Source organism: Arthrobacter sp. H5 (assembly GCF_000520595.1).
Taxonomy (GTDB): domain Bacteria; phylum Actinomycetota; class Actinomycetes; order Actinomycetales; family Micrococcaceae; genus Arthrobacter_D.
In genome coordinates this window covers 1-17,291 of record NZ_AZSC01000316.1, presented here as the reverse complement: position 1 = coordinate 17,291, position 17,291 = coordinate 1, and the positions used below count along the sequence as shown (strand labels likewise).

At 62.0% G+C, this 17,291-nt stretch carries 16 protein-coding genes and 1 pseudogene; 16 read left to right on the top strand and 1 reads right to left on the bottom strand.

Going from position 1 to position 17,291, the window contains the following annotated elements:
* The 5 genes and pseudogenes from Y708_RS29505 to Y708_RS0100710 all read left to right on the top strand — a co-directional run.
* Positions 1 to 306 (top strand): annotated as a pseudogene (locus tag Y708_RS29505) (hypothetical protein); the annotation flags it as partial.
* Positions 307 to 856: 550 nt separating this feature from the next.
* Positions 857 to 1,057, top strand: coding sequence for a hypothetical protein (locus tag Y708_RS28860; RefSeq protein ID WP_155853596.1), 201 nt, complete (start codon positions 857 to 859; stop codon positions 1,055 to 1,057).
* A 25-nt stretch (positions 1,058 to 1,082) separates the two neighbouring features.
* Positions 1,083 to 1,382, top strand: a complete 300-nt coding sequence (locus tag Y708_RS0100720) for a hypothetical protein (protein WP_155853594.1) — start codon at positions 1,083 to 1,085, stop codon at positions 1,380 to 1,382.
* 354 nt (positions 1,383 to 1,736) lie between these two features.
* The gene (locus tag Y708_RS28855) at positions 1,737 to 2,414 is read left to right on the top strand and encodes a cupredoxin domain-containing protein (protein WP_216699186.1); all 678 of its coding nucleotides are present in this window, start codon (positions 1,737 to 1,739) and stop codon (positions 2,412 to 2,414) included.
* A gap of 224 nt (positions 2,415 to 2,638) precedes the next feature.
* Positions 2,639 to 3,091, top strand: a complete 453-nt coding sequence (locus tag Y708_RS0100710; protein ID WP_051478363.1) for a cupredoxin domain-containing protein — start codon at positions 2,639 to 2,641, stop codon at positions 3,089 to 3,091.
* 86 nt (positions 3,092 to 3,177) lie between these two features.
* Here the strand turns inward: Y708_RS0100710 and Y708_RS0100705 are convergent, their stop codons facing one another.
* Positions 3,178 to 3,465, bottom strand: a complete 288-nt coding sequence (locus Y708_RS0100705; protein WP_155853592.1) for a hypothetical protein — start codon at positions 3,463 to 3,465, stop codon at positions 3,178 to 3,180.
* Between the two features lie 631 nt (positions 3,466 to 4,096).
* On the opposite strand from Y708_RS0100705, the gene Y708_RS0100700 reads away from it, so the two are divergent.
* From Y708_RS0100700 to Y708_RS0100655, 11 genes are all read left to right on the top strand, one after another.
* A complete protein-coding gene (locus Y708_RS0100700) occupies positions 4,097 to 5,758 on the top strand; it encodes an alkaline phosphatase D family protein (protein WP_028278465.1) in 1,662 nt (553 codons plus the stop codon).
* Entirely contained in the window at positions 5,755 to 7,026 is a 1,272-nt protein-coding gene (locus Y708_RS0100695; protein ID WP_028278464.1) for an alkaline phosphatase family protein, read from the top strand. The genes Y708_RS0100700 and Y708_RS0100695 overlap by 4 nt, the downstream gene beginning before the upstream one ends.
* A gap of 595 nt (positions 7,027 to 7,621) precedes the next feature.
* Positions 7,622 to 8,656, top strand: a complete 1,035-nt coding sequence (locus Y708_RS0100690) for a carbohydrate ABC transporter permease (protein WP_028278463.1) — start codon at positions 7,622 to 7,624, stop codon at positions 8,654 to 8,656.
* A 56-nt stretch (positions 8,657 to 8,712) separates the two neighbouring features.
* Positions 8,713 to 9,684, top strand: a complete 972-nt coding sequence (locus Y708_RS0100685; RefSeq protein WP_051478357.1) for a carbohydrate ABC transporter permease — start codon at positions 8,713 to 8,715, stop codon at positions 9,682 to 9,684.
* Positions 9,685 to 9,756: 72 nt separating this feature from the next.
* The gene (locus Y708_RS0100680; RefSeq protein ID WP_081746393.1) at positions 9,757 to 11,103 is read left to right on the top strand and encodes an extracellular solute-binding protein; all 1,347 of its coding nucleotides are present in this window, start codon (positions 9,757 to 9,759) and stop codon (positions 11,101 to 11,103) included.
* Between the two features lie 10 nt (positions 11,104 to 11,113).
* Positions 11,114 to 12,016, top strand: coding sequence for an HAD family hydrolase (locus tag Y708_RS0100675; RefSeq protein WP_028278460.1), 903 nt, complete (start codon positions 11,114 to 11,116; stop codon positions 12,014 to 12,016).
* Positions 12,006 to 13,472, top strand: coding sequence for an MBL fold metallo-hydrolase (locus Y708_RS0100670; RefSeq protein WP_028278459.1), 1,467 nt, complete (start codon positions 12,006 to 12,008; stop codon positions 13,470 to 13,472). The genes Y708_RS0100675 and Y708_RS0100670 overlap by 11 nt, the downstream gene beginning before the upstream one ends.
* Complete coding sequence (locus Y708_RS0100665) at positions 13,457 to 14,209, top strand: endonuclease/exonuclease/phosphatase family protein (protein ID WP_028278458.1); 753 nt, start codon at positions 13,457 to 13,459, stop codon at positions 14,207 to 14,209. The genes Y708_RS0100670 and Y708_RS0100665 overlap by 16 nt, the downstream gene beginning before the upstream one ends.
* 188 nt (positions 14,210 to 14,397) lie before the next feature.
* On the top strand, positions 14,398 to 14,562 hold the full coding sequence (locus Y708_RS28850) for a hypothetical protein (RefSeq protein ID WP_155853590.1): 165 nt from the start codon (positions 14,398 to 14,400) through the stop codon (positions 14,560 to 14,562).
* Positions 14,563 to 14,787: 225 nt separating this feature from the next.
* Positions 14,788 to 15,987, top strand: coding sequence for an IS110 family RNA-guided transposase (locus Y708_RS0100660; protein WP_028278457.1), 1,200 nt, complete (start codon positions 14,788 to 14,790; stop codon positions 15,985 to 15,987).
* A gap of 327 nt (positions 15,988 to 16,314) precedes the next feature.
* Positions 16,315 to 17,166, top strand: a complete 852-nt coding sequence (locus Y708_RS0100655; protein ID WP_028278456.1) for a phosphatidylinositol-specific phospholipase C/glycerophosphodiester phosphodiesterase family protein — start codon at positions 16,315 to 16,317, stop codon at positions 17,164 to 17,166.
* Positions 17,167 to 17,291: the final 125 nt, after the last annotated feature.

The following is a 17,291-nucleotide window of genomic DNA, read 5'->3' as shown; positions in this document are numbered from 1 at the left end:
CTCTTCACCGCCACCACGAAAGCGGTCGGCTGGCGGTCCAACAAGCACGGGAAAAAGGCCCGCATCTACGACAAGCCGCGGACCCCGTACCAGCGCGTGCTCGATTCAGGGATCCTCTCCCAGGACAAAGCCACCGAGCTGGCCCAACTAATTGATACCACCAACCCGGCCGACCTCACCCGAGGCATCACCGCCATCCAGAACCAACTCATCAAACTCGCCGCAGAGAAAACACGGGCGCTGGAAGCATCATCCACGCGAGCACAAATAGCTGAGGCAAGCACAATACTTACACGAGCATCTTGAGGCACTACGGGCCCTGTTGGGAAGCGCTGTGGTGTGACACCTGCGGGTGAGGTTTATCAGCAGGGGACAATCCATTCATTCCAGTGCGGGTTACCCGTTCGCGGAGTAAGAGTAAGCAGCTAAACCAGGTGGGTTAGGTGTGTTCCATACTGCTTTTCACGCGGATGAGCCCGTCGCGGATGCGGGTTTCGGCTGTTGATAATGGAATGCCGAGGTGGGCGCCGACTAGCTGGTAGGTGAGCCCGTCGGAGTAGGCCAAATTGATCGCTTCACGGTGGGTGGGACTGAGGGTTTGAGGGATCGGGTGCTGGCTTGTTCTTCGAGCCGGATGATTGCTGTTTCGGTTGTCTGATAACCGCTGAGCGTAAACCATATCGTCCTAGAGACGCTGCTCTGGCAGCTTGAGTAAACGGTCACCAGGGTCCGCGGTCACGCTCGAGCCTGCACCTTTGCATTCAGGGGGCGGACCGGTTTGCTGGCACCGAATTTTGTCCGCGTCGGATATGGTGCGGGTGTGGCCTGTGAGGATGCGGCGGGGGAGGATCTTGGTGTGACGATTTTTGAAGCGGATGATGACACCGGTTTCTTGTTGGCCGACGCAAAAGGGCAAACGGTGATCGATCTCGAAGCACGCCGCCGTCATTGTGTTCACAGGGTGTTAGTGGCCCGCCAGGCGTGTGAAGAGCTGAGCACTTTGCTTGCTGGCACCGTATTTTGTCCGCGTCGGATATGGTGCGGGTGTGGCCTGTGAGGATGCGGCGGGGGAGGATCTTGGTGTGACGATTTTTGAAGCGGATGATGACACCGGTTTCTTGTTGGCCGACGCAAAAGGGCAAACGGTGATCGATCTCGAAGCACGCCGCCGTCATTGTGTTCACAGGGTGTTAGTGGCCCGCCAGGCGTGTGAAGAGCTGAGCACTTTGCTTGCTGGCAGCGGATCCGGGCAGGCCGATCCGGCGGGCATCGATCAGGGGCACGCTCAAGGGTTGTTGTGCGCGGCGGTTCGGGAACTGGAAGAAACCGATGCCCTCCTTGAGCAAGTACGACAAGAAAATGAATCTTGCATCATCAGGTAAAGCTCAGGCAATGCGCGTAGTGTTTTACCTATCCTCATGTGCGAGTGATCGACCTGATGTTTATTTATCCGGTCGAAAAGCGTCGGAGAACACGACTAGCGGCCTCCACCGTGTGTTCTCCGGCGCTTTTGTCATGCCACCACCGGCAGCCAACGGCTTATGGGTGGGTCACCGGGATCTGACTGCCAAAACACAACGGTCATTTTTGACNTTGTCATGCCACCACCGGCAGCCAACGGCTTATGGGTGGGTCACCGGGATCTGACTGCCAAAACACAACGGTCATTTTTGACCCTCATTGGTCTTCGAAAAAAGGCAATCCAACACGCTGCACGTAACGAATATCATGTGGCGGTGGTTATTCGGCAACAGTGCGTCACGTCGACTGACGGCGCAAAAACAGTTGTTCCGCTAAATGCCTACCCGGAGGGCCTCATCATGATCACCAGCAGCAAAGTTCTCAGCGTCGCTTTCACCGCAGCCCTGGTCGGAGGAGCCGGCCTTGGATCCGCCGGGGCCGCATTGGCCGCCCCTAGCCCGGTCTCCCAATCAGTACCGGCCATGACCACCGGGCAAATGTCTATCAGCATCGACGACTTCGTGTTTTCCGGCCCGGGCACCGTGAACCCGGGCGGTGAGATTACCGTGACGAACAACGACAGCGAAGCCCACACGGTGACCGCCGATGACGATTCCTTCGATGTCACCATCCCCGGCGGGGAAAGCGCCACTTTCACCGCCCCGAGCGCGATCGGGAGCTATGGGTTTTTCTGCAAGTTCCACGGCAACATGAAAGGTACCCTCACCGTCGGTGCTGAAGCCATGGCACCGGCACCCGGGGTCGCAGAGTCCGACGGTGCAGCAGGCAACAGCATGGACCAGATGGGTGCTGTCCCCCGGGGCGGCGCCGATACCGGAGTGATGAACGAAGCAAATGACGGGTCAACGATTATCGCTCTGGGTGGAGGGTTGGTCCTCCTCGCCGCAGCCGGTGGAACCTTTGCTGTCCGCCGCCGGAGCAGCAACTCCTAATCCCACCCGGTCCTTCGTCAGGGCCGTAAAATAGCACCTCTTCCATCGCGGTTTTACGGCCCTCCACGCCTTGTTTCAATCACCGGAACCGGCACGGACACGGTGCGGGTCAGCACGATCAACCGGGCACGATTAATTGGGTTTGACGATCTCGGCGTGTGAGACCGTGCAACAATCCCTCACCTACCCATCACTGGATAGTTCATCCTTTTGGAGGCACGATCATGAAGGTACGTAACGGAATATCAGCTCTTCTGCTTGCCGGGCTTCTCACCGGAACCGCCGCCTGCGGTTCAGAGACTGGGCCAAGCAGCTCCGAGGTGACCACGGCGCCCAGCGAAGCCGCGGCACCGGAATCAGCTGCCGCGACCACCGGAGCGCCCGGAGGCTCCGCTTCGGGGTCGGCTTCTGCGGAAGCAGCGCCTGCTGAGGAGGCCATGATCACCATCAAGGACTTCGAATACGAGATGCCTGAAACCATCGCACCCGGCACCATGGTGACGGTGGTCAACGAGGACGACGCCCCGCACACGGTCACGGCGAAGGACGACGGCGGGTTCGACGTCGACGTCCCAGCTGGTGAAACGGTGACCTTCACCGCCCCCGAGGAAGCCGGCGACTACGCGATCATCTGCACCTACCACCCCGAGATGTCCGGCACCCTGGTCATCTCATAAGCCGGGCAGGCAACTCCGCCAGAAACCGGGGGCACGCCCCGCCGGGGGACGGGGACCACGCGACCGCAGACCAGGCGCGCACTCGATTACCGTGAATTGTTCTGCGCGTTCTGGTTACGGTGGGCCCGGTCGTTAGCGCTGTCATCCACTTCCAGTTCGCACCCGGTTTCCAGCAGGCCGCACCGGGCGGAATCGGTGCGGGGTAATCTCTTCCGGATCCAGCCGTCACGGCCGTCCTCGCCGCCCTGTATGTCCTGGATCGGGGGAGACCGGTCCGCGTACGTGGTGGCAGCGGTTGTCGCGCTCTCAGCATTGGCGGCCGTGGTCCTATACAGGTACGTCCAGGTTCCTGCGATCGGCCCGATTCCATCCATGTATGAACCCGTCTGATACACGAAAAAGGCTTTCACCGCAGTGGCAGAGCCGCCTCCGGGATCCTCAGCATCATCGACTACACACTCGCCTCAAGCGCCAGGAGCCGGGACGCAAAGCCACGGAACAGGGGCCGGTTAACCTCTCCACAGTGGTGACGCCAGCGGTGGTGGTGCTTCACGTGCTCTTTTCTTGGCCGAGGCCTCATGGGATCATGTGAGGATGAGCGAAGGCAGGGAACGCCCGTCAGTGCCGGTAACTGGTCGTGATCATCGGACAGGGACATACAGGCACGATCCAAGAGCGTCATCCACGGACCAGATGCGCATTGTGGCGAAGCGGCGCAGAGATACCGAGGAAAGCTCAAACAGCACCAGCAGGAGGCCCGAAACAAAACCGCAAAAGACCTCGGCTGACAAACCCGCGGCGCACCATGGGGCTCAATAACGCTGTGGAGACCCGCTGACCGAGTGCCGTCATCGACTGGCCGGGCCGTCCTGCAGAGCGAGAGAAACAGTTTGAGCCAATGAGGTGAGTGGATTTCGGTAATCATTAGTTGTACGTTCGGTGAACACTTGCTTGTCGGCCACGGTTCCCGGGCATGTCGTCAGTGCGGCGTTATCTAATGGACACATGAACCCCATCACCCGCCGTAATCTGCTGCGCACGGCAGGCGTCGTCGCTGTTACAGGTGCCGTTGCTGGAACGGTGACGGCACCTGCCTCCCAGGCCGCGCCGCTCCGGGTTTCTTCGAAGCCAAACGGGCTGTTCTCGCATGGTGTTGCCTCCGGTGACCCGTTGCCCGACGGCGTCCTGCTGTGGACTCGCATCACACCGACGCCCGAGGCGACTCCCGGTTCAGGGATTGGCCCGGACGCATCGGTGAAGTGGGAGGTTGCCCTGGACGCGGGCTTCCGCCGGGTAGTGACGCGCGGCGCGACGGCTACCGGCGCATTCCGCGACCACACCGTCAAAGCGGAGCCGCGGGGACTGCAGCCCGCCACAACCTATTGGTACCGGTTTAGCCTGGGCAAGAGCATTTCGCCAGTGGGCAGGACGCGCACGGCGCCAGTAGCTGGAGCGGCTGTGGATCGTTTGCGAATCGGCGTTGTGTCCTGTGCGAACCTTCAGGCTGGCTGGTTCTCGTCTTACCGCCACCTTGCCGCACGCGGGGACCTGGACCTCGTACTACACCTCGGGGACTACCTGTACGAGTATGCGCCGGGTGAATACCAGGCGCGCGAAATCGTCGTTCGCCCGCATGATCCCGCAGTGGAGATGACCGTCCTCGAGCACTACCGGCGCCGCCACGCCCAGTACAAGACAGATCCTGATCTCCAGGCCCTGCACGCGGTGGCTCCGTTTGTGGTGACGTGGGACGACCACGAGTTCGCGAATGACGCCTGGTCCGACGGCGCGGAGAACCACACGGAAGGCGTCGAAGGCACCTGGGCCGACCGGCGCACAGCCTCGCAGCAGGCCTACGCCGAATGGATGCCGGTGCGTTACGAGAACGGCGGCGACCTGTACCGTCGCCTGTCCTTTGGCTCGCTAGCGAGCATTTCCATGCTCGACCTGCGCAGCTACCGCAGCCAGCAGGCAGGGAACGTCGATCCGGCGATCAGCAGCCCAGACCGTACCATTACCGGTGACGCCCAGATGACTTGGCTGCTCGACGGTCTCACCGCAGAGGATGTGCAGTGGAAGCTGGTGGGCAACCCGGTGATGATTACGCCGGTCCGGTTCCCGTCGACCCTCAGCACCAGCGAGATCGGTGCCATGCAAGAACTGCTTGGCACCACCACCATTGATGGAGTGCCGTACAACGTCGACCAATGGGACGGCTACACCGCGGACCGGTCCCGCGTGCTGAAGCACTTGCGGGACAACGGCGTGACGGACACTGTCTTCCTCACCGGAGACATCCATTCTGGCTGGGCCTGCGATGTTCCCGCCGACCCGCTGACGTATCCGGCCTCGGGCAATTCCGTGGCAACGGAGCTGGTCTGCACCTCGGTGACTAGCGACAATCTCGATGACATCCTGAACGTGCCCCCTCGCACTGCGTCGATCGCCGTCGAAGCGGCTTTTAGGGCGAACAACCCCCACGTGAAGTACCTCGACTTCGACTCCCACGGGTATTCGGTGCTGGACGTTACGCCGTCGGGCGTGCGCATGGACTGGTACGTGCTCTCGGAACGGATGGACCGCTCGGCAACGAGCAGGATCTCCACTTCCTGGCAGGTTGCAGCCGGCACGCAGCGGGTCACCCCGGCAACGGGAGGCGTCCTGTGAGTGACTCCACACGTCGGCAGTTCCTCAGGGTCACTGCCGCCGGTAGCGCCGCCGTCGTACTCTCGGGGGCACCCGGGGCCGCCTGGGCACGTAAGCCAGCCCCCGCCGCTGCTGGACGGACGAGGGCGTACGTGCTTGTGGTCGACGGCTGCAAGCCCGGCGAGATTACGGCGGCGCTGACACCACGCCTGGCGCAGTTACGGGCCGAGGGAACCACGTTCCCGACTGCCCGGTCCCTGCCCGTGATGGAGACCATCCCGAACCACGTGATGATGATGACCGGTGCCCGCCCGGACCGCACGGGTGTGCCAGCCAACAAGATCTTCGACCGTGCTGAAGCTGTACAGCGCGACCTCGACCGGCCCTCCGACCTGCGGTTCATCACCCTGCTCGAGCAACTAAACGGTACCGGCCGCACCACCGGGACCGTGCTCAGCAAGGAATACCTGTACGGCATCTTTGGTGAGCGTGCCACGTACCGTTGGGAGCCGGCTCCCATTGTTCCGGTGAGCGGCCATGCCCCCGACGCCGCCACGATGGATGCACTGATAGCGATGGTGGACTCCGCGGACCCGGATTTCGTGTTTGCCAACCTCGGCGACGTGGACCGTATGGGGCACAGCGACCTGACGGGCACGACCCTGGAGGTGGCCCGCACTGCCGCCCTGGCATCGACGGATCTGCAGGTGGGCCGTTTCGTGGACCGGCTGAAGGCAACCGGGAAGTGGGATTCTAGTGTGGTGCTGGTCCTTGCCGACCATTCGATGGACTGGTCCATTCCCACCAACGTCATTTCGGTTGATCGCATCCTCAGTGTCCGCTCGGACCTGAGCTCGCAAACCCAGATTGCCCAGAATGGGGGAGCGGACCTGCTGTACTGGGTTGGCGATGCCGCAGTGAAGGATGCCGCACTGGCCGAGATCCGTGCCCTGGTGCTGGTGCATCCGGGAGTCCTAGCGGTGAACACCCCAACTCAGCTTCGTCTGGGTCCGGAGGCGGGAGACCTCGTGGCCACGTGCCGTGCCGGTTGGCGGTTCTCGGACCCCTACGTGGTGTCCAACCCGATCCCGGGGAACCATGGCCATCCGGCGACGGAGCCCATCCCGTTTTTTGTCAGCGGCGGGAGTCCGCGGGTGGTCCGGGGCAAGGTGTCATCGGAGCCTGCGCGAACCATCGACGTCGCGCCCACCGTGGGTGCACTGTTTGGCATCAAGGCACCCCAAGGCGGCTACGACGGTACCGCGCGGATGGTCGCGTTTAACGCCTAGCGTGATCCGACGGGCAGGTTCGGATCAACGTCCCGCGCCTGGGGCCTGGTAAATGTGCTGACCCCTCTGGTGGGCCCCAGCGCAGGCGCGTACATTCACCAGTTCTTTGTCGGAGCAGGACCGTCGCCGCGTCGTCGAGGACCGGTATAGGAACACGGCGGCCCAAGAACTGATCATCGAACCCGGGTCGGCTGGAAAGACCCTCAGCCCTGATGGATTGCGGTTCAGTCAGGTGTGCGTTCATCGGCCGAAAGTACCAGCGTTTACTGACAACCGCATGAACGCCACCATAGTGGGCGGACGGGACTGCTGAAGGTTTGGTTGATGCGACAAGCCTGGTCGGTCGTTCGACCAATCGCATTGCTGCGCTGGCTTCGCAATGACGGTCGTTGGAGCACAACTCGATGGCTAGACCAGCGAGGGCTGGCCCAGCCGAATCTGTTCGCTTCGTAACTAGTCTCTTGTCAGCAGCAGCCAGCGGTTCCGATGATGGACATCGAGTGTTTCCTTGGGGTCCATGAGTGGTTGACCTCTGGGTCGGTCGGACTATTTAGCGTTGTTCTCATCAGGCATTTGAGATGAGGGAACGAATCACATGGCGTCAGAAATCACGGTGCGGCGGCGGAAGCGGCGGCGCATGGAACGGCTGTGGCTGCCCGCCCTCTATCTGGCGCCTACCCTGGTGCTGCTATGGGCCTTCGACATCTATCCGATCTTCCTTTCGGCGTGGATGAGTCTCTGGCGCTGGGGCATTCAGCCTGAGGAGTTCATCGGTCTGGATAACTACATCCGGATCTTCGAGCAGATAGGCAGCCGCCCGGGCGGCGCTCCTGGCGAAGTGGGCCAGAGCCTCATGGTGACTGGCTTCTACGTGCTCGGCACCGTGCCAGCGACCATTGTGATTGCCTTCGTGATCGCCAACCTGCTCAATTCAAAGGTCCGGTTTTTAGGTGCACTGCGCACCGCCTACTTTGTCCCCTACATCACTTCCACAGTCGCGGCGGGGCTAGCGTTTGTCTGGCTGCTCAATCCTCAGGTCGGCGTGCTGAATTCCCTCATGGAGTGGTTTGGGCTGCCTGCCCAACAGTGGCTGCTGGACCCTGAACCGATAGTGCCCAAACTGATGGGGGCAGTAGGTATCGGATGGCCCGACGGCGCCCCCGGGTTCCTGGCGGGTCCAAGCGTTGCCCTGGTGTGCGTCATGGCTTTCAGTGTGTGGAACACCTTGGGTTTCGCCGTCGTCATCATTCTTGCCGGGCTGATCACCATTGATCCCCAGGTGAAGGAAGCCGCGCGGATGGATGGGGTGAACTCGTGGCAGATGGCTACCCGCATCACTATGCCGCTGGTTTCACCGACCCTGTTCCTGCTCTTGGTGGTGTCGACGATCCGGTCCTTCCAGAGTTTCAACGAGGTGTACGTCCTGACCAGCGGAGGCGGCTACGGCGCCGGAGCCGGATCTCCGCTGGATTCGACCCTGACCCTCCCCGTCCTCATCTTCCGTCACCTGTATGAGCGCCCCAGTTCCGTGGGATTCGCTGCGGCACTCTCCATGCTCCTCTTTCTCCTTCTCCTGATCGTCACGCTGGTGCAGTTCCGGTTCGCTGAGCGACGAGTGCATTACGACTAGGTCGCCACAGGCGTCCCAGTCCTCACCCCACCAGACCGAGAAGGCGGAACAGTCCCGTGGCACTGCACACGATTGAGAACACGACCGGCGCACCAACTATTGTGCGGTCCCCGGCGGGTCCCCCCAAGAAGTCCGCCCGAACACACGCGGCCCAGCGCTGGCGCCGGAAAGCCGGCAGGGTGATCCTCTACGTCGCTCTGATCGCCGGTGCGGTGGTCATGTTGTTTCCCTTCTTCTGGATGATCTCGAGTTCACTGAAAACCTTCCAGGAAGTGAATCTGTCACCACCGACCATGCTGCCGTCGGACCCCCAGTGGTCCAACTATGCGGAGGCGTGGGAGGGGCCGCCGTCCGGATTCGGCCGCTATTTCCTCAACAGCTTGATAGTGGCAGTGCTCGGCACCGCGCTGCAGCTCGTCACCGGGATCACCGCGGCCTATGCCTTCGCCCGCATGAAGTTCCGGTTCAACAACCTCCTCTTCATGGTGGTTCTGGCCACCATGATGATCCCGTTCGAGGCCAGGATTGTGCCCAACTACGTGCTGATCCGCCAGATCCCCCTCGCAGGTGGCAATGACCTGTTCGGGGACGGCGGCTCTGGGCTGTATGACACTTATGCCGGGATGATCCTGCCCGGTGTAGCTGGCGCCTTCGCGATTTTCCTACTGCGTCAGGCGTTCATGGCAGTGCCCCGTGACTACTGGGATGCCATCCGTATGGACGGGGCTTCCCACTGGACCTTCCTGTGGAGGGTGCTCGTGCCCATGACCATGCCCGCGGTGCTCACGGTGGTCCTGTTTGGATTCATCGGGCGATGGAATGAACTGCTGTGGCCCCTGATTGCTACGCAGAGCGAAGCTATCAGGCCCGTCCAGCTTGGGCTGATGGCGTTCTCCGGCGATGAAGGATCGCTCTACCACCTGCTGATGGCGGCCACGACCCTTGTCGCGATCCCGGGCATCATCTTCTTCCTCTTTGTCCAACGGCGATTCGTCGAAGGCCTCACAGCCTTCGGCGTCAAAGGCTGACGTCCCCTGTCCACCCACCGACCCAACAAGACACCACAACGATTCCCCAACTGCACCGGAGGTGCCAGTCCCATGAGTATGTCCAAAAAAGCCGCTCTTCCATCCTTCCTCCTCGCCAGCACACTACTGGTCACCTCCTGCTCTGGCGGAGGCGCAGGGGCTTCGGAAGACGCCACCGCCAGCACGGAAAGCATTGAAGGCATGGAGCTTCCCGAGGGGGTCGAGATTGATTTCTGGCACATCCAGGCCACCATCTACGGTGAGGCGATCACCGAGATGGTTCAGGAGTTCAACGCCACCAACGAGTGGGGAATCGTGGTCAACGAATCCTTCAAAGGCTCCTATCAGGAACTCAATCAGGCCGTCCGGGCGTCCCTGGCTGGTGGGGGCGCTCCCGATGTCTCCATGGCCTACGAAAACGACACCCTCGAGTACGTGGCAAATGATGTGATCGTGCCGCTGGATCCGTACCTGGAAAGCGAGCAGTACGGTGTGTCCGATGAGGACATGGGTGACCTCGTCGACGGCGTCCTGGCCCGGCAGCGGGTCGAAGCCTATAACGGCAGCACCCTCTCGTGGCCGCACGGCAACTCCAGCATGGGCATGTACTACAACGCCGATATTTTCGCCGAGGCCGGTATCGACGCACCGCCAGCCGACTGGGACGAATTCCTTGAGCAGGCCAGGCAGGTGAAGGACGAAACCGGGCTGCCCTACTCAGCCATGGGCACAGGCAAGAACGGGATCTACTACAACATGCTGCGCTCCAAAGGCATCGACCCCTATGATCCCGGAGCAGCAACCACCGAGTTCACATCCCCCGAATCGATCGAATCCCTGGAGCTGCTCGCCCTGCTCTTCGAGGAGGAGCTCGTCTACACTGCCGCGGACACCGAACAGGAGTTCACCAACGAACGCACCGCCACCGAACTGGGAACCACGGCACGGACGTCGACCAAAATTGAGCAGATCGAAGACAGGTTCCAATGGTCGGTTGCGCTGCCACCCCAGGAATCAGCCGAACCCATCACCCAACTTTACGGTGGAAACCACGTCATCCTCAGCTCCGACGATCCGGAGCAGGAACTGGCTTCGTGGCTCTTCATGCGATGGTTTGCCGATACCGACGCCCAGTCCATCTACGCTGCCCGCACCGGCTACTCGCCCGCAGTGGAGAGCGCCCTCGACACTGAGCTCCTGAGCACCAACTACGAAGAAAACCCGCAGAAGGCCGAAGCTTTCGACAATGTATTCGTCAACGCGCAGATCATGCCTCCCACCGCAGCCGGCAACGCCATCGATGACATGGTCACCGGAATCGTCGAAGAAGTGGTCCTTGGCCGGTTGACCCCTCAGGAAGCGGCGGAGCGGATGGACGCCGAAACGACCAGCCTTCTGGCGTCCGCACCCCAGAACTGAGGATTCCGGTATGTCAACGAATTCTACGAACCTGCTCCGGGGGAATCTTGACCTCAAGCCGCCGGTACCGCTGGTGAACCTCGCTGCTATCAAAGTGGTGCTCTTTGACCTCGACGGCACACTGCATGACGACCCCCGGGTCACCGACTACTACGCGACGGCGCTGGAAGAAACCCTACCCAACGGCGGTGGAGCCACATTCCGGGACGAAATCGATGCCGTGATCCAACGGACCCACCCCGCTGTTGCACCGGGATGTTTCGTGGAACCGGCCCGCGGGATCGTCATCCACGCCCCGCAGTGGAGTGCGGAAACGGCAACGGACTGGGAAGGCAATCCGGTGCCCCTACCTGGGGATCTGCAGGGTCGGGTGAGCCACGACGGCCCGCTGCGTTATCTGGGAGACCAATGGCAGATCATCGGAGCATTGGCCGCCCAGCGCGGTGCGGACCAGCGGGTGCTGCGTGAAGCTTTCACCCGTGCCCGCAAGTACATCAATGATCACGCCACCACTCTCATCCGGTCCGAACACCTCGATGATGTCTTGCTGCGCCTGGGACAGGGTCGCAGGCTGTTGTTGGCTACAAACACATCGGAGGAGCTCGCGGGACCGCTAGTGCGACGACTGGACATGAGCCAGCCGTTCGACGTGGTGCGCTTTGATTCCCGCAAGCCCGCTGGGTGCGCGGAACTCATCACCCACGCGAAGGATCAGTGGAACACCCAGCCACCGGAAGTGCTGGTGATCGGTGACAACCTCTGGAATGACCTGCTGCCCCCCGCCGGGCAAGGTTGCCGGACTGTGCACATCGATCCGCTCCACACGGATCCGGGCGCGCGCTGGTCCAGCGCCCGCTATAACGACTTTTACGAGTTCGCCACCGCACTCAAGGAGATTCCCGATGGCATCTGACCACGAACCGACCCTGACCTTCTTCAACGGGACCACGACCATCGGCGGAGTACAGGCCGCAGTCCAGACCGAGAATTCAGCCCTCTTCTTCGACTTCGGTACAACACCAAACCCCACCGGTTCCTTGTTTTCCCGCTCCTCCCCCGCACCCGCTGACGGAAACCTCGTTGCTCAGTTGCGGGCCGGAATGGCTCCGCTGGTGGACGGACTCTATGACCCCGCCCAACTCGCGTCGACCGGCGGAAGCGTGGCCTCCGCCGTCGAACCCATGACGCGGCCAGGCCGACTGTTGGACGAAACTTCCATCCTGGAACGGCCGGAAGCCATGGGCATCTTTGTCAGTCACAACCACAATGACCACTGCGCGTTGCTCCCGTTCGTCAATTCCGACGTTCCCGTCTTCATGAGTTCCGATGGCGCTGCCCTCCACACGGGCCTAACCGATGTGGGAGTCCTGCCACCTACCCCGGCCACGGTCCGCGGTTTGGACGAAGGCGAACATATAACTATCGGTGACATGGATCTGGAACTCGTCCACGTCGATCATGATGTCCCCGGCGCCGCTGGTTTTGTCCTGCAAGCAGGCGACCGGCGTATCGCCTGGACTGGAGACTGGCGCGGCCACGGCCACTCGCCAGAACGCATGGCTGCTTTCGTGGAACGGGCAGCCGGGGTGGATCTCCTCATTACTGAAGGCACCACACTCCGGCCCGACTCAAGCCCGACCAGGCCACTATCGGAGACCGAGATTGCTGAACGGGTCGACAGGATCCTGGGAACCACCGACGGACTGGCCTTCGTCACCCCCTACCCTCGTAACCTCCGACGACTGGCCAGCCTGCGTGACGCGGCGGTAGCGAACGGGCGGACCCTCGTACTCCGGCCGGAAACACTCGCCGGATGGCGTGCCGCCGTCCACCATGGACTGAGCAGCCCCCGCCCGAACGACGACGGCGCAACCGTCGCGGTCCTTGCTACCGGCAACTCCATAGATCGCATCGCAGCCGATGAAACACAGGTAACCATCGACGACCTTCACCGGAACCGCAATAGCTTCCTTGTGGAACTGCAGGTGCCAGACCGGTGGGTTGCCCTGGCTACTGGAGCCGGTCCCGGGGATGTGCTGATCCACACCAACGGGGAGCCGCTCGGAGCCTGGGCGCCGGAATGGACCTCGCTGCAGGCATGGGTGGCAACTCTTGGACTGGACTTCGTCTGGCTCGACTCCGGCGGCCATGCCAGTCCAGATGATCTCGCCTGGCTCGTCGATGCTGTAAGCCCGGGAGCCGTTGCAGCAGTGCATAGCGCCCACCCGCACCTCTTTCCACGTTCCTCCACCCGGCTCATCCTTCCCGCCCGCGGACAATCCTTCCAACTATCTCAACCCGGACCACATGCCCTCGGCGCACGCGGCGCCGATTCAGAAAGGACGATGATTCCATGCGTTTCGTTGTAATGACCCACAACATTTGGGCGGACAATCGCTGGCCCGAACGCGAACCCGCACTGCGGGCACTGTTACGCACTCGCCGTCCCGATATCTACGCCGTGCAAGAGCTTCGCCCCGCCACCCGCGCGGTGATCGACAGCGAACTTCCGAACCACCGACGGGTCGACGACGAAGACCGTGGCTGGAGCCACGAGAGCTCAATCTGGTGGAACTCGGATTTGTTCACCGAGCTGGAGCATGGCGCCATCGACATCGGCATCGGGGTGGACGAGATCCACCGCGACCGGAAGCTCTTCTGGGTTCGGCTCGCCGCCCAGGACGGAACCACCTTCGTTGTCAGCACTGCCCACTTCTGCTTCCCGGGGACGGAGCGCGAGCTGACCGAGCACATCAACCCGAGGATCGCCCAGTCCGAAGCTGCAGGAGCTGCCGTAGCAGTTCTGGGTGCGCACGGAGCTCCGGTGCTGTTTATGGGCGACCTTAACGAGTCATGGCATGTCACTCGGATTCTGCATGCCGCCGGCCTCAAGGATTCCTACTCCGCCCTTGGAGTAACTCCCGGCCCCACCTGGCCCACCGTTCCCACCTGGCCTCAACCCACCACACCTTGGGTCATCGACTTCCAGTTCCACTACGGCAACATCCGTGCATTAAGCACTGAGATTGTCGACTTCTTTGAGGGAGACATCGCACCCTCCGACCACAAACCCGTACTCACCACCTACGGCTTCGACATCGACTAAAAAAGCCGAGCGCGGCAAAGAACCGCGACTGTGGACCGGTGGATCGCGCTTGGGAACGCTGGTTGAAAGTTGGCGTGCTGTTCATATCCTCCTGAGCGGACGTTTCCACAGGAAGGGCAGGGTAGGTTCCGCCGGGGAAGTGAGAACCCGGCAACCTCCGCTCCTACCGAATCCAAGAAATACAAATCATGAAGAGGAAATTCGCACCGCTTGCTACCGCCGTCGCACTGGCCGCCGCGCTGGGCGTGGCCGCCCCCGCCAGCGCCGCACCCGTCGACCCGCAGGGACCTCCGGCCCAGACAGGGGTGCGTCCATCCGGTGAAGGCACCCGTTACTTTATTCGTAGGCCCTAACGGTGTGAACTGTAAGGGTGGTGGCCTATCGGGTCCGGCATGATTGTTGCCCCCAGTCGCCCATGATCCGGGGGGTGTTGTCACCGGACCTGATTGGCGTCGGGTGATCGCTAATAGCTAATAGGGGCTCGACCAGGAACGAAGTTCCGAGGTCGTTCGTAACGTGGATGCCGGGACTTGACGCCGTGACCAGGCCACTCTTCTTCGAGTGGATGGAGTGTAGTCATGATCGAGAACTACGACAGCGTCGACGTGTTCGTCGGTGTCGACGTCGGCAAGGGCGAACATCACGCCGTTGCCCTGAATAAGGCAGGCAAGGTCGTCTTCGACAACGCATTGCCGAACGACGAATCGACGATGTGGGCGGTGCTGCAGAAGCTAAAGCACCACGGTACGGTCCTCGTGGTCGTCGACCAACCAGCCACGATAGGTGCGTTGCCGATCGCCGTCGCCCAGGCTGAGGGCGTCCTTGTCGGGTATCTGCCGGGGTTGGCGATGCGGCGCATCGCTGACCGCCATGCTGGCGAAGCCAAGACCGACGCCCGCGACGCCGCGATCATCGCTCAGGCCACACGAACGTTGCCGCATGCGTTGCGGTCGATCCAGCTGGCCGATGAATCCGTCGCGGAACTATCGATGCTTTGCGGTTTCGATGACGACATTCTGGGACAGATGACCGCGACCAGCAACAGGATCCGCGGCCTGCTGACCCAGATCCACCCAGCATTGGAACGGGTCGTGGGCCCGCACCTAGACCATCCCGCGATGCTGGACTTGCTGCAGCACTACCCGTCACCGGCAGCGATGAAGACCGCCGAAACAACCAGGATGGCGACCCGACTACTGAAACTGGCACCCAGGATGGGACGGCGTCTGGCAGAGGACATCACCCAGGCATTGAGTGAGCAGACCGTGGTTGTGGTGGGCACCAACGCCGCAGCGACCGTTCTGCCGCGCTTGGCCGAGCAGCTCGGGGCCCTGCGGCGGCAACGGGCAGAGATCGTCGTAGTGGTGGAAAAACTAGTAGAGGCCCACCCTCTTTCGTCCGTCCTGACGAGCATGCCCGGAGTCGGCGTCAGGACCGCAGCAAGGCTCCTCACCGAAGTTGCAGGCAAACACTTCGAGTCTTCCGGACACCTTGCCGCCTACGCCGGTCTGGCTCCCGTGACCCGCAGATCCGGCTCATCGATCCGAGGTGAGCACCCGTCCCGTCGTGGCAACAAGATCCTCAAACGCGCCCTGTTCCTATCAGCATTCGCGGCCCTCCGGGATCCGATCTCGAGGACCTACTACGACCGGAAGATCGCCCAGGGTAAACGCCACAACCAAGCCCTCATCGCCCTGGCCCGCCGACGCTGCGACGTCCTGTTCGCCATGCTCCGCGACGGCACCCTTTATCAAGCAGACCATCAACTCGCCGCTTGACAAGAACATAGGGGCACCCCCCCCGTAAACGACAATCAGGTGAACACTTCCAGGTATTCCAGCGCCGACGAGGGATGTCAGGCGGCACCTGTGTGTCGAATTCCCCGGCACGTTGCCTATGGTGTGCACACCAGCACGAAGTAAAACGCCGCAGTCGAGGCCATTGCACCCCGGTCCGCCCTATCTGGGCTGGTCAGATACTTCGCGGCGCTTGCTTAGCCGGTGTCCGCGGCTTGTTCACCTGGGCGCCAGTGAGCGTAATCCTGCTGTTTACCTCCGTTTCCTAGCGTAGGAGGGCCATAACCCCCCACTAGGAAGTTGAGGACCATGTCCATCACCCGGCCGCTCGCGCTACTGCTTGCCTGTACTTCCCTTGCCGTCTCCGTCGCCGTTCCGGCAAATGCAACTCAGGCGCCGGACGACGTCGCCCTTGGCACCCCGCGCGAGGCAGCCCACGCCCATAATGACTATGAGCACGAACGGCCCCTGTTCGATGCCCTTAAACACGGTTTCACCAGTGTTGAGGCTGATGTGTGGCTCGTGGACGGCGAACTCCTGGTGGCCCATGACCGCGAAGATGTCACTCCCGGCGTGACGCTCGAGAGCCTCTATCTAGATCCGCTCGACGAGCTTGTGGACGGTAAGGCCGGGAGCGTCTACCCCGGGTGGGACGGCGAGTTCCAACTGCTGGTCGACATCAAGGGTGATGCCGAGCAGACGTACGCCGCCCTTGAAGCCGAGCTCGACCAGCACCGCTCCCTACTCACCCGCTTCAACAACGGCAAGGTAAAGCAGGGAGCAGTAAGCGTCGTCGTGAGTGGCAACCGTCCCCTCGAAACGATGACCGCCGACCGGCAGCGCTCAAGCTTCTACGACGGCCGCGCGACCGACCTGGGTTCGGCACTGCCATCGAGCCTCATGCCGCTGATCAGCAACAACTGGAACAAGCTCTTTACCTGGCAAGGTGTGGGCGAGATGCCAGCCGCTGAGCGTGAGAAGCTCCAGATCTACGTCGCCACGGCCCATGAGCAGGGCGCGCGGGTCCGGTTCTGGGCGACCCCGGATCTGCCGGGCGAGGCACGCGAAGCCGTCTGGTTAGAGCTGGCGGATGCCGGTGTCGACCACATCAACACGGATGACCTGCCCGCCCTCGAGCAGTTCCTTGCAGCCCTCGACTGACCCCCATTAATCAGGGCGGCCCACCGCGCGGCTCCATGCCGCGTCGTGGGCCGCTCTTATTCCGTAACCGCATACGGCGCCCGTTAGCCGATCCGTGACCGCGACAGCAGCAGGGACTATCGAAT

Bases quoted from the DNA above. Each gene is read 5' to 3' on its own strand.
- Y708_RS0100710 (WP_051478363.1), top strand. From the start codon at position 2,639: ATGAAGGTACGTAACGGAATATCAGCTCTTCTGCTTGCCGGGCTTCTC.
- Y708_RS0100705 (WP_155853592.1), bottom strand. From the start codon at position 3,465: ATGGATGGAATCGGGCCGATCGCAGGAACCTGGACGTACCTGTATAGG.
- Y708_RS0100700 (WP_028278465.1), top strand. From the start codon at position 4,097: ATGAACCCCATCACCCGCCGTAATCTGCTGCGCACGGCAGGCGTCGTC.
- Y708_RS0100690 (WP_028278463.1), top strand. From the start codon at position 7,622: ATGGCGTCAGAAATCACGGTGCGGCGGCGGAAGCGGCGGCGCATGGAA.
- Y708_RS0100680 (WP_081746393.1), top strand. From the start codon at position 9,757: ATGAGTATGTCCAAAAAAGCCGCTCTTCCATCCTTCCTCCTCGCCAGC.
- Y708_RS0100675 (WP_028278460.1), top strand. From the start codon at position 11,114: ATGTCAACGAATTCTACGAACCTGCTCCGGGGGAATCTTGACCTCAAG.
- Y708_RS0100670 (WP_028278459.1), top strand. From the start codon at position 12,006: ATGGCATCTGACCACGAACCGACCCTGACCTTCTTCAACGGGACCACG.
- Y708_RS0100665 (WP_028278458.1), top strand. From the start codon at position 13,457: ATGCGTTTCGTTGTAATGACCCACAACATTTGGGCGGACAATCGCTGG.
- Y708_RS28850 (WP_155853590.1), top strand. From the start codon at position 14,398: ATGAAGAGGAAATTCGCACCGCTTGCTACCGCCGTCGCACTGGCCGCC.
- Y708_RS0100660 (WP_028278457.1), top strand. From the start codon at position 14,788: ATGATCGAGAACTACGACAGCGTCGACGTGTTCGTCGGTGTCGACGTC.
- Y708_RS0100655 (WP_028278456.1), top strand. From the start codon at position 16,315: ATGTCCATCACCCGGCCGCTCGCGCTACTGCTTGCCTGTACTTCCCTT.